Origin of the sequence: Streptomyces cyaneochromogenes (assembly GCF_003963535.1) — a bacterium.
GTDB lineage: Bacteria > Actinomycetota > Actinomycetes > Streptomycetales > Streptomycetaceae > Streptomyces > Streptomyces shaanxiensis.
Map to the genome: position 1 here is coordinate 5,583,777 of NZ_CP034539.1, position 11,073 is coordinate 5,594,849.

Annotated in this window: 11 protein-coding genes; 6 read left to right on the forward strand and 5 right to left on the reverse strand. The window is 69.5% G+C overall.

Translation table 11 applies throughout. From position 1 onward, the window contains the following. The first annotated feature begins 31 nt into the window (after positions 1 to 31). Entirely contained in the window at positions 32 to 1,315 is a 1,284-nt protein-coding gene (locus EJ357_RS25390) for an adenylosuccinate synthase (protein WP_126393905.1), read from the forward strand. A 1-nt stretch (position 1,316) separates the two neighbouring features. On the opposite strand, the gene EJ357_RS48445 is transcribed toward EJ357_RS25390, so the two are convergent. Then, positions 1,317 to 1,547 (reverse strand): DUF3060 domain-containing protein, encoded by a 231-nt coding sequence (locus EJ357_RS48445; protein WP_175647524.1) that lies wholly within the window; start codon positions 1,545 to 1,547, stop codon positions 1,317 to 1,319. A gap of 406 nt (positions 1,548 to 1,953) precedes the next feature. On the opposite strand from EJ357_RS48445, the gene EJ357_RS25400 reads away from it, so the two are divergent. The 3 genes from EJ357_RS25400 (at position 1,954) to EJ357_RS25410 (ending at position 4,103) form a co-directional block, all read left to right on the forward strand. Next, entirely contained in the window at positions 1,954 to 2,340 is a 387-nt protein-coding gene (locus EJ357_RS25400) for a hypothetical protein (protein ID WP_228472596.1), read from the forward strand. Between the two features lie 436 nt (positions 2,341 to 2,776). Continuing rightward, positions 2,777 to 3,556: an esterase/lipase family protein gene (locus EJ357_RS25405; protein ID WP_175647525.1), complete on the forward strand. Its 780-nt coding sequence runs from the start codon at positions 2,777 to 2,779 to the stop codon at positions 3,554 to 3,556. 256 nt (positions 3,557 to 3,812) lie between these two features. Then, complete coding sequence (locus tag EJ357_RS25410; protein ID WP_126393908.1) at positions 3,813 to 4,103, forward strand: DUF3303 family protein; 291 nt, start codon at positions 3,813 to 3,815, stop codon at positions 4,101 to 4,103. Between the two features lie 21 nt (positions 4,104 to 4,124). On the opposite strand, the gene EJ357_RS25415 is transcribed toward EJ357_RS25410, so the two are convergent. From EJ357_RS25415 to EJ357_RS25430, 4 genes are all read right to left on the reverse strand, one after another. Beyond that, positions 4,125 to 4,775, reverse strand: coding sequence for a phospholipase D-like domain-containing protein (locus EJ357_RS25415; protein ID WP_126393909.1), 651 nt, complete (start codon positions 4,773 to 4,775; stop codon positions 4,125 to 4,127). Between the two features lie 27 nt (positions 4,776 to 4,802). Next, positions 4,803 to 7,451, reverse strand: a complete 2,649-nt coding sequence (locus EJ357_RS25420) for a dolichyl-phosphate beta-glucosyltransferase (RefSeq protein WP_126393910.1) — start codon at positions 7,449 to 7,451, stop codon at positions 4,803 to 4,805. Continuing rightward, positions 7,448 to 8,149: a GntR family transcriptional regulator gene (locus EJ357_RS25425; protein ID WP_126393911.1), complete on the reverse strand. Its 702-nt coding sequence runs from the start codon at positions 8,147 to 8,149 to the stop codon at positions 7,448 to 7,450. Before EJ357_RS25425 ends, EJ357_RS25420 begins: the two co-directional genes overlap by 4 nt. Before the next feature lie 200 nt (positions 8,150 to 8,349). Then, positions 8,350 to 9,705: an aspartate aminotransferase family protein gene (locus EJ357_RS25430; protein WP_126393912.1), complete on the reverse strand. Its 1,356-nt coding sequence runs from the start codon at positions 9,703 to 9,705 to the stop codon at positions 8,350 to 8,352. A 193-nt stretch (positions 9,706 to 9,898) separates the two neighbouring features. On the opposite strand from EJ357_RS25430, the gene EJ357_RS25435 reads away from it, so the two are divergent. Then, entirely contained in the window at positions 9,899 to 10,546 is a 648-nt protein-coding gene (locus EJ357_RS25435; RefSeq protein WP_126393913.1) for a DJ-1/PfpI family protein, read from the forward strand. Beyond that, positions 10,543 to 11,001 (forward strand): MarR family winged helix-turn-helix transcriptional regulator, encoded by a 459-nt coding sequence (locus EJ357_RS25440; RefSeq protein WP_126393914.1) that lies wholly within the window; start codon positions 10,543 to 10,545, stop codon positions 10,999 to 11,001. The genes EJ357_RS25435 and EJ357_RS25440 overlap by 4 nt, the downstream gene beginning before the upstream one ends. Positions 11,002 to 11,073 lie beyond the last annotated feature (72 nt).

Sequence of the window (11,073 nt, forward strand, 5' to 3'; positions counted from 1 at the left end):
GACATGCCCCGCCCGGAAGGGGTGTACGCGCGTGCCCGCACTTGTGCTGCTCGGTGCTCAGTGGGGTGACGAAGGCAAGGGAAAGGCGACGGACCTGCTAGGCGGATCCGTCGACTATGTGGTGCGCTACCAGGGCGGCAACAACGCCGGCCACACGGTGGTCGTGGGTGATCAGAAGTACGCCCTGCACCTGCTCCCTTCCGGAATCCTCTCGCCGGGGTGTACCCCGGTCATCGGCAACGGTGTCGTCGTCGACCCGTCGGTCCTGCTCTCCGAGCTGAGCGGTCTGAACGAGCGTGGCGTCGACACGTCAAAGCTCCTCATCAGCGGAAACGCGCACATCATCACGCCTTACAACGTGACGGTGGACAAGGTGACGGAACGCTTCCTCGGCAAGCGGAAGATCGGCACCACCGGGCGCGGTATCGGCCCGACCTACGCCGACAAGATCAACCGCGTCGGTATCCGCGTCCAGGACCTGTACGACGAGTCGATCCTTCAGCAGAAGGTCGAAGCGGCCCTCGACGCCAAGAACCAGATCCTCACCAAGCTCTACAACCGCCGCGCCATCGCCGCCGACCAGGTCGTCGAGGAGCTGCTGGGCTACGCCGAGAAGATCAGGCCGTACGTCGCCGACACGGTCCTGATCCTCAACCAGGCGCTCGAGGACGACAAGGTGGTCCTCTTCGAGGGCGGCCAGGGCACGCTCCTCGACATCGACCACGGGACCTATCCCTTCGTCACGTCGTCCAACCCCACCGCCGGTGGTGCGTGCACGGGCGCGGGCGTCGGTCCCACGAAGATCAGCCGCGTCATCGGCATCCTCAAGGCGTACACGACCCGTGTCGGCTCCGGTCCCTTCCCGACCGAGCTGTTCGACGAGGACGGCGAGGCGCTGCGCCGCATCGGCGGCGAGCGGGGTGTCACCACCGGCCGTGACCGCCGCTGCGGCTGGTTCGACGCGGTCATCGCCCGCTACGCCACCCGCGTCAACGGCCTGACCGACTTCTTCCTCACCAAGCTGGACGTGCTGACCGGCTGGGAGGAGATCCCGGTCTGCGTGGCGTACGAGATCGACGGCAAGCGCGTCGAGGAACTCCCGTACTCCCAGACCGACTTCCACCACGCCAAGCCGGTCTACGAGACCCTGCCCGGCTGGTCGGAGGACATCACGTCGGCCAAGTCCTTCTCGGATCTGCCGAAGAACGCGCAGAACTACGTGAAGGCGCTGGAGGAGATGTCCGGCGCGCCGATCTCCGCGATCGGTGTGGGTCCGGGCCGCGACGAGACGATCGAGATCAACTCGTTCCTGTAGGTCACGGGTAGCAGTTGATGATCGTGTGGAAGGTGGTGTACTGCGAGCCCGGGGGACCGGTCTCGCGGTACACCACCTTCGCCTCGTCCACGCAGTAGACAGGATTGAGGTTGCCGCCGACGCTCAGCTCGTCCGTGTGCTCCACGTAGACACCGTTGCCCTCGCCGTAGACGGACACCTCTCCACAGGTGCCGGTGAGGGTCAGTCGCACCTCGTCGGCGTCGACCTCCACCCGACCGCCGTGACAGACGTGGGACCTGCGCGGCCCCCAGCCCGCACCGCCGCGGCGGACAGCACCAGGGAGACCGCCGGCCGGGCGAAGGCCCGCCACGGTGTGCCGCTGCCTCGGCCCGGTCGGGTCCCTCATGCGCCATATGTCCCTCGCGCAACGGTTCTTGACGGATCATCAGCAACCTGCACGGCTGGTGGTGGATCCATTCACTTCGGGAACTAGCACCGACTGAGACACTCCCCCTGGTCTCGGTGGTCTTCCGCGAACGTACGGACTCCACCCGCCGGCCGGTCCCTGACATCTGTCAGGACGCGACCCGCCCGCCGGCTCCGTACGGTTTCCAGCGGCTGGACATACGCCCACAGGACCCGTACCGAGGGTCCGACCGTTCCAAGGGGGAACACACGTGATCCACTCTGTGAAGGTCGCCGTCGCGACCATGGCATCCACCGCGATCGCCGCCGCCGGCCTCGTCTTCGGCGCGGCGGGTTCTGCCCACGCGACCGGTCATGGTGAGGGCTACTACGGCGTCTGGGCCTCCGGCGTCAACGTCCGTGCCGGTGGCGGGGAGCAGTGCTATCTGTACCCGTCGGCCGCCAACTGCCCGGACGTGCAGACCACGGTGAGCAACCCGGCCCAGGTGTGGGTGTACTGCCAGGAGGAGGGCGCGCAGAGCGTCGGCGGCAACCCGTACTGGGTGTGGGTGCGAACCCCGAGCGGCCACCACGGCTACATGGCCAGCTACTACATCAGCAACACCACCAACTGGATCGACGGCGTCCCGGACTGCTGACGAGGCCTTCCGGCCCGAACCGCGGGTTCCGTGCCTGCGCAACCCGCGGCGGCACCAACTACCGCAGCCTCCGCACCGCCTGGTGGTGGTAGCCGCTCTGAAGGAACGGCTCGACCGCGACATTCCGGGCCCCGATTTCCGTAATCCGCAATTCCGGTTGGTTCGAAACTCCGTACACGCGGACAGGAAGTTGACAGCCGTCTGAAAGGGTCCGAAAAAATCTCCCCCCGGAGCAACCTGACATGAACACGCGCCCTCATTCATGTCGAGAAGGACACGGGGAGGGCCGCACTGAATTGCGGTCCGCTGCTCATGGGGGAAAGTCTTGTCGCAGAACAGACTTGTTCGTGCCCTGGTCGCCACGGCGACCGCGGGAGTCATGATGGGAATCGCGGCAGGTGAGGCCAGTGCGGCCACTCCGTCCCGTTCCCCGGGCGTGAAGAATGCCGTGTATTTCGTGCACGGGATCAACGCGAAGCATCTCGAAGTCAACAATGCCAAGCAGGACTGCAAGAAGGTCTTCGGCAAGGCGATGTCCGACCTTCGGGCGAAGGGCTGGAAGGGGAAGTTCGTCACCTGGGGGTACTACAAGAAGGACGTCAATTGCACCCGTAAGGTGAACGGGAACCTGGACACCCGAATCCAGGAGCTCGGTCGCCTGCTCGCCTGGGACATCTACAAGAATTACTCCAGGCACGGAAAGAAGGTCGACGTGGTCGGCCATTCCATGGGCGGCCAGGTGATCCGCGCCGCCATCACCGGCGTGAACAAGTACGGCTCATCGAGCAAGTGGCCGGACTACCTCTACGTCGAGGACGTGGTCACCCTCGCCAGCCCGTTCAAGGGCGCCGGCATCGCGCGCTTGTGCTCCCTCCAGTCGCACAAGCAGTGCAGCGACCTGAAGCCGGGCAGCGGCTTCCTCTCGTGGGCCGGGCAGAACCCGCAGTCCAGGATGAAGACGGACTGGACCCTCATCGGCTCCAGTGACGACGACACCGTCCACAGCGGCTCCGCGATCGGCATGAAGGCCAAGCACAAGGTCGTCTACTACAGCGGCCAGGGGCTTGAGCACAACGGCATCCAAAAGGCCGGCGGCAACAAGGTCTACAAGTACAAGTACTCCGACAACAACGGCGCACGCTGGTCGACGAACAGCGAGCGGCGCGCTCCGCTTCGCTACACCTACGAAGCGTTGAGGCACCCCTCGGTCTGGTAGGCCGGTGAGATGAAGGCGGCCCAGGCCCCTTGCCGGAGACGGTGAGGTCTGGGCCGTCGGGGTTCGTGGAGTCACGATGCGGATGGTGGGCGGTCGCGGGTCGTCGCGGACAGCCGCGAGACCCGCCCAGACCGCCCGCCAGGAAACCGCGCCTGCGGCGGCCGGCGGTCCCACCCGATGGAGCTGTGAACGGGCGAAGTGCGCGCGGCGGCCCTAGCGTGAGGTTGCAGGGGGCGATCGGAAGAAGGTGAGTGTCATGCGCGTACTGCTGCAGGCCCATGTCGACACGGAGAAGGCCAACGAGGTCATCCGCAGCGGCAAGATGCCCCAGGTCATGCAGGAGATCATGGAGGCGTTCAAGCCGGAGGCCTCCTACTTCAGCCCGGACAACGGGGTCCGCACGATGTTCCTGGTCTTCGACATGCAGGACTCCGCACAGTTGCCACCGCTCACCGAGCCGCTCTTCGAGAAGTTCGGCGCCAAGGTGGACTACACACCGGTGATGAACCTCGAGGACCTGCAGAAGGGGCTGTCCCAGCTGAAGTAGGGCCGAACCGAACCGCGAACGTCAGCTGAACACGATCATCGACCCCTGCGCCAGACTCCGCGTCGCCGCCGCGTGCAGCCCCAGCCACACATGCCGTTCGCGGGCGAAGGGGCTCGGGTCGTAGGGAGCGGGGACGGCCGGTTCTTCCAGGGCCGTGGGGGCCGCGGGGGCCTGGGGGGCCGCCGGAGGGTTGGCCGGATCGATGCCGATCACCGGGGCCACGAACTCCAGCTCGCGCAGGAGTGACTGCGAGGAACCCAAGGGACCGCCGCCGGCCAGGAGTTCCTCGCTGGAGAGCGGGGCCGGGAAGTCGACGGGGACGTAGGCGCCCGCGTGGTCGTAGTGCCAGACCAGGTGCGACTGCTGGGCCGTCGACTCGAACATCTCCAGCAGCTGCTCGTAGTCTCCGCCCAGGTCGTCGACCGGGGTGACCGCGAGCCCGCAGACCTGGAGCAGGTAGGCGCGGCGCAGAAAGTGCAGGGCGTCGTAGTCGAAGCCCGCGACCGGGGCGACGTCACCGGACAGGCCCGGCATGTACTGGTACACCGGCACCGGCGGCAGCCCGGCCTCGGTCAGCACCTTGTTGTATTGCGCGAGTTCCTCGGCGAAAGGGTTGTCGGGGGTGTGGCACAACACGTCGACGAGCGGCACCAGCCACAGGTCACAGGCCAAAAGAGGGCTCCTCACGTAGCACAGTGGTCAGGGAAGGGTAATCGGTGCGGGTCGGGGACGGACCCCCTGTGCGAGCTCATCGTCCTGATCCGAGCCCTGAGCGAGTCCCTGAGTGAGTCCGTGGGTGGGTACCTGCTGGTGCAGGTCCCATACCCACACTCCGTCGACCCATCTCCCCGGCGCGCCCACCAGCTTCTCCACGGTCTCACGCAGCGCACCGTCGTTCGGCTGCGGAGCCAGCACCAGCACGCCCGCCCGCCAGTACGCCAGATCTGCCCGGGCCTGCTCCCGCCAGGACTCGGCGGCCGGCGGGACCTCGCCCGAGTTGCGCACCTCGCGCAGCAGGCTGGAGGTGAGACGGGGCTCGGCGCCGTAGATGCCGATCCGCTCATCGCCGTAGGGCCCGTTGAAGTAGCCGCCCGCCAGCTTGAAGCCGAGGCCGGCCTCGGTCTGCCAGTGCAGTGCCTCCGCGTCACCGGGGTCGGGCAACGGCACCGGCACGAGCGACTCGCCCTCGCGGACGTACGACTTCCAGGTGCCGTCCGCGATGAACGCGGGCACGTCGACGCGGTCGACCGCCCTCAGCGGGGCCGGGATCAGGGGGAGCAGGGCGAGACCGACGCCCAGCAGGCCGACGTAGCGGGTGTGCGGGGCGCGGGCCGTGAGCAGCCGGTCCACGGCGAGCGCGAGCAGTATGCCCAGCGCGGGGGCGCAGATCATCGCGACCCGGCTCTCGATGACCGCCTCGAACAACGGCTTGTCGGCGAGGAGCTTCCACGGGCCGGGGACGGTGAGGTCCGTCAGCGGGATGCGGAACTCCCGCCCGAGGGACAGAACCGCGGCGGCCACGGCCGTGAACGCCAGCGCCCTGACCAGGGCCCGCTCCCACAGCCGTACGAGGATCGCGAAGGCGAGCAGGACCAGCGGCCAGCCGTAGAAGGCGTTCTGCTCGGTGGTGTTGAAGGCCAGGGCGTTCGCGGTCTCCGCGTCGCCCGCGAGCCAGGAGCGTTCGGCGAAGGAGAGCAGGGCGAGGGGGCTGTTGAAGGAGCGGGGGTTGTGCTCGATGTCGCTGTAGCTCCGCGGTCCGGCGAACTGCCAGACCAGGGGGTACACGACGAGGGGGAGGCAGACGGAGGCGCCGATGAGCAGGCCTCTGAGCAGGGGCCGCCAGGACGTGCGTGCGGTGTCGCGGCGTACGACGGCGTAGGCGGCGGCGAAGAGTGCCATGCCCAGTGCCGCCAGCAGCAGCGCCTCCTCGCCGAGGAAGACCTGGTACGCCGCCATCAGGCCCAGTGCGACCCCGTCCCGGACGACCCGGGTGCCCGTGCACAGACGCAGGGCGCGGTCGATGATCAGCGGGATCATGAACAGGACCACGAAGTTCGGGTGCGCGTGGGCGTGGCTGACCATCGGCGGGGCGAAGGCGGCCAGGGAGGCGCCGGCGAAGGCCGCGATCCGGCCGCGTACGACGTACTTGACGATCAGCCAGTACCAGGCGGCGGCCGTGGCAGCCAGGCCCAGCGTCATGACCAGGCTGAGGGTGACGGCGGGGCCGGCGGTCAGGGTGAGGGGCGTCAGGGGGACGGACAGCCCCGGCATGACCGTGTTGGCCATGAGGTTGACGCCGTCGGGGAAGCCCTGCAGATCGGTGAACAGGGGGTTGCGCAGGTGGGCGACGTTGTCCGCGGTGACCGCGAAGAACCACTCCCACTGGTTCTGGTCGCGCAGGGAGTCGGGGAGGTAGCGGTGGGCCGGGTCGAAGAAGCGGGCGGAGTAGAGGGCCACCGACATGAGGAGGAAGAGGAAGGTGGCGAAGAGGTCGGCCGGGCGCAGGGAGCGGGCGGATATGCGGGTGATCTCGGCGAGGGTGCGGGCGTAGTCGAGGGGGGTGACCTTCGAGCCCGGCCGGTGGGACCAGCGGACGGGGACCTCGGCGATGGGGAGGCCGGCGCGGTGCAGGTGCCGTAGCACCTCGACGTCGATGGCCCAGCCGTGGACGCGGGAGGCGGCGTAGGCCTCGCGGGCGCGGTCGCCGTCGTACAGCTTGAAGCCGCACTGGGTGTCGCGGATGCCGGGGACGGCGGTACGGCGTATGAGGAGGTTCCCCGCGCGGCCCAGCAGTTCGCGCACCCGGTGCTGGCGGTCGCCGATCGTGGCGCCGGGGACCGAACGGGACCCGATCGCCGCGCAGTTGCCCTCGGAGAGGGCCTTGTCGAGCCGTTCCAGTTCCTCGATCGGCGTCGCGAGATCGGCGTCGGTGACCAGCACGCGGCGGCCGCGGGTGGCGGCCACGCCGAGGCGGAGGGCGTGGCCCTTGCCGCGGTTGCGGGGCGCGGTGACGAGGTGGATACGCGGGTCCTGGCGTGCGCGCTCGGCGACGAGGTCGCGGGTGGCGTCGGTGGAGCCGTCGTCGGCGACGACGATCTCCCAGTCGGGCCAGTGGGCGTCGTCGGCGGTGAGGTGGTCGGTGAGGGCGTCGAGGGTGTGGGTGAGGCGCTGTTCCTCGTTGTAGGCGGGGATGACGATGGAGAGGTCGGGGAGGCCGGGGAGGGCGGAGTCGCCGGTGCGGTCGGGGAGGGCGGAGTCGCCGGTGAGGTCGGTGCGGTCGGCTGAGTCGGTGAGGTCGGGGCTCTTGGCGGGGTCGGGGGTCTCCGGCCGCTCCCGCTCCTGGCTCATCCCGACGCCAGCCGCTCGATCAGGGCGAGGGAGTCCGCGTCCTGCGCGGCGATGATCGAGCGGGCCGCGGGCAGGTCGCGGCGCATCAGGGCGTCGACCAGGTCGGTGTGCCGGGACCACAGGTGGCCGCGCAGGTCGTCGAGGCGGCGCAGGTGCTGGACCGCGCAGACCCAGGACTGCACGCGCAGCCGGTGCAGGAAGTCGGCGAGGTAGGGGTTGCCGAAGAGGGCGCCGAGTTCGCGCCAGAAGCGCAGGTCGTAGCCGATCAGTACGGTGAGGTCGCCCGCGGTGGCGGCGCGCTGGGCCTCCTCGGCGCGGCGGCGTACACCGACGACGGCGGCGAGGACGCGGGGGTCGTCCGGGTCGCGGTGGCCGGGGCGGTCGCCGGCGAGGACCTGGAAGATGCCGTCGATGACCAGGCCGCGGGCCTCGATGATGCCGCGGTAGTCCTCGACGGAGTACTCGTGGACGCGGAAGCCGCGGTGCTGGTCGGCTTCCAGCAGGCCCTGCGCGGAGAGATCGACGAGGGCCTCGCGCACGGGGGTCGCGGAGACGCCGTACTGCTCGGCGATCTCCTTGACGGTGAACTCCCGGCCTGCCTGGAGCCGTCCGGCCAGCACCTCGTCCCGCAGGGCGTCCGCGAGCTGCTGCCGCAGGGTGCTCCGGGTCACGGAGCCGTTGCCGCTGGTGCCGGGCATGGTCAGGGCGTCTCCCGTCGTCGCGATGAGGTGGCGTGCGCGTATATGTCTACGAGCACGCCACCTTACGCGTTCGGTTTGCGGGGACGTTTTCTGCGGGGCTCGCCTTTTTCGCCCCCGCCCCAACGGGCTGACATGCCGGGACCGGCGTTGAGAAGGGGAGCCCGAGGGCCTTTTGAGTCCAGCCTCGCGGCCAGTGGCTACTGCGTGAACTCGTCCGCCACAGCCAGCGCGGCGTCCAGCGCCGTCAGGCCCTCCTTCAGCTCGGCCTCGGTCGCGTTGCACGGCGGTACGACGTGGGTGCGGTTCATGTTGATGAACGGCCAGATGCCGGCCGCCTTCGCGGCGGAGCCGAACGCCGCCATGGGGGCGTTCGCCTCGCCGGCCGCGTTGTAGGGGACCAGCGGCTCCCGGGTCTCCCGGTTGCGTACCAGTTCGAGCGCCCAGAACATGCCGACCCCGCGCACGTCGCCCACGCTGGGGTGACGTGCGGCCAGCTCGCGCAGGCCCGGTTCGATCACCTCCGTGCCCAGCCGGGCGGCGTTCTCGACGACGCCCTCCTCGGCCATGACCTCGATCGTCGCGACGGCGGCCGCGCAGGCCAGCGGGTGCCCGGAGTAGGTCAGACCGCCGGGGTACGGGCGCTTGCCGAAGGTCTGCGCGATGGCTCCCGAGATGGCGACACCGCCCAGCGGCACGTACCCGGAGTTCACGCCCTTCGCGAAGGTCATCAGGTCGGGGGTCACGTCGAAGAGGTCCGCCGCGAACCACTCACCGGTCCGCCCGAACCCCGCCATGACCTCGTCCAGGACGAAGACGATCCCGTACTTGTCGCAGATCTCCCGGACCCCGGCGAGGTAACCGGGCGGCGGCACCATGATCCCGGCCGTCCCGGGCACCGTCTCCAGGATGATCGCGGCGACGGTCGACGGCCCCTCGAAGGCGATCGTCGTCTCCAGGTGCTCCAGCGCCCGCGCGCACTCCTGCTCCTCGGTCTCGGAGTAGAAGCGGGAGCGGTAGAGGAAGGGCGCCCAGAAGTGCACGACACCGGCCGCGGCGCTGTCGGACGCCCAGCGGCGCGGGTCACCCGTGATGTTCACGGCCTGCTGGGTGCCGCCGTGGTAGGAGCGGTACGCCGACAGCACCTTCGCGCGGCCCGTGTGCAGCCGCGCCATGCGCACCGCGTGCTCCACGGCGTCCGCGCCGCCGTTGGTGAAGAAGATCTTGTCCAGGTCGCCCGGCGTCCGCTCGGCGATCAGCCGAGCCGCCTCCGACCGCGCCTCGACCGCGAACGCGGGCGCGAAGGTCGTCATCCGCGCGGCCTGCTCCTGTATCGCGGCGACGACCTTCGGGTGCTGGTAGCCGATGTTCGTGAAGACGAGCCCGCTGGTGAGGTCCAGGTAGCGCCTGCCGTCGTAGTCCCAGAAGTACGACCCCTGCGCACCGGCGACGGCGAGCGGGTCGATGAGCTCCTGCGCGGACCAGGAGTGGAACACATGCGCACGGTCCGCGGCCTTCACGGCGGCGCCGACCTCGGGATTTGGCTGAGGGGTCATGCGGGCGAGCGTAGGAGCGGGGGGCGGGGGCGAGATATCGGCGTCATGTCTGTGGTCGGGGGGTTTTAGCGACAGGTTGTCGACAGGGGAGGCGGGCGGATGGGGGTAGGTCCCGCGGGAGCACTCGGCGTCATTGACAGCAAGCTGTCTAAGTGACAGCATATTGTCATCTTCGAGGCGTCCAGGAGGAGCCATGAGCAGCAGCACCGGCACCACCCGCAAACCCGTGTACCTCGCCGTCTACGACACCTACGCCGACTGGGAGACCGGTCACGCCACGGCCTACCTCGCGCGCGCCGGGTACGAGATCCGCACCGTCGGCCCGGTCGGGGACAACGCGCAGGCGCAGGGCGTGCGGAGCATCGGCGGGCTGAGCGTCCGGCCCGACCTCGCCCTGGACGACGTACGGCCCGAGGACGGGGCCCTGCTGATCCTCCCGGGCGCCGACCTCTGGGACACGTCCGACGACCTCGCGCCCTTCGCCCGCAAGGCGCGGGAGTTCCTCGACGCCGGCGTGCCCGTCGCCGCGATCTGCGGGGCCACCGCCGGGCTGGCCCGCGAGGGACTGCTCGACGACCGATCCCACACCAGCGCCGTCTCCTTCTACCTCGCGGCCACCGGCTACGGCGGCGGCGAGCGGTACGTCGAGACCGACGCCGTCACCGACACCGGCGACGGCACGCTGATCACCGCCGGGCCGACCGAGCCCGTCGCCTTCGCCCGGGAGATCTTCCGGGTGCTCGGGGTGTACGAGGGCGAGGTGCTGGACGCCTGGTACCGGCTGTTCCACGACTCCGACGCGGAGGCGTACGCGGTGCTCGAGAAGGCGGGAGCCGCATGAGCCGCGAACGCCAGGACCTGCTCAGCCGCAGCGCGCTCGGTGTCTTCAGGCTCAACGGCCAGTTCCTCGCGGTCGCCGAGGAACTGGCCCGGCCCGCCGGGCTGACGGCGGCCTGGTGGCAGGTCCTGGGCGCGGTGCTCGGTGAACCCCTCCCCGTCTCCGGCATCGCCCGTGCCATGGGCATCACCCGGCAGAGCGTGCAGCGCATCGCCGACCTGCTGGTGGCCAAGGGGCTGGCCGAGTACCGGCCCAACCCCGCCCACCGCCGCGCCAAGCTCCTCGCGCCGACCGAGGAGGGGCGGGCGGCGGTCTCCCGGATCGACCCCGGTCACACGGTCGTCGCGGACAAGCTGGCGGAGGCCTTCGGGGAGGCGGAACTCGCCGATGCCGTACGGGTTCTGGAACGGTTGTCGAAGGTGCTCGACGACCTCGGCGTTCCTGTTACGGAACCGTAGACGCCGACCCGCTCACCTCCCCATATGCCGCACTATCGTGGGGCCGTCGCGTAGGCGGGGGTTTGCGTAGGC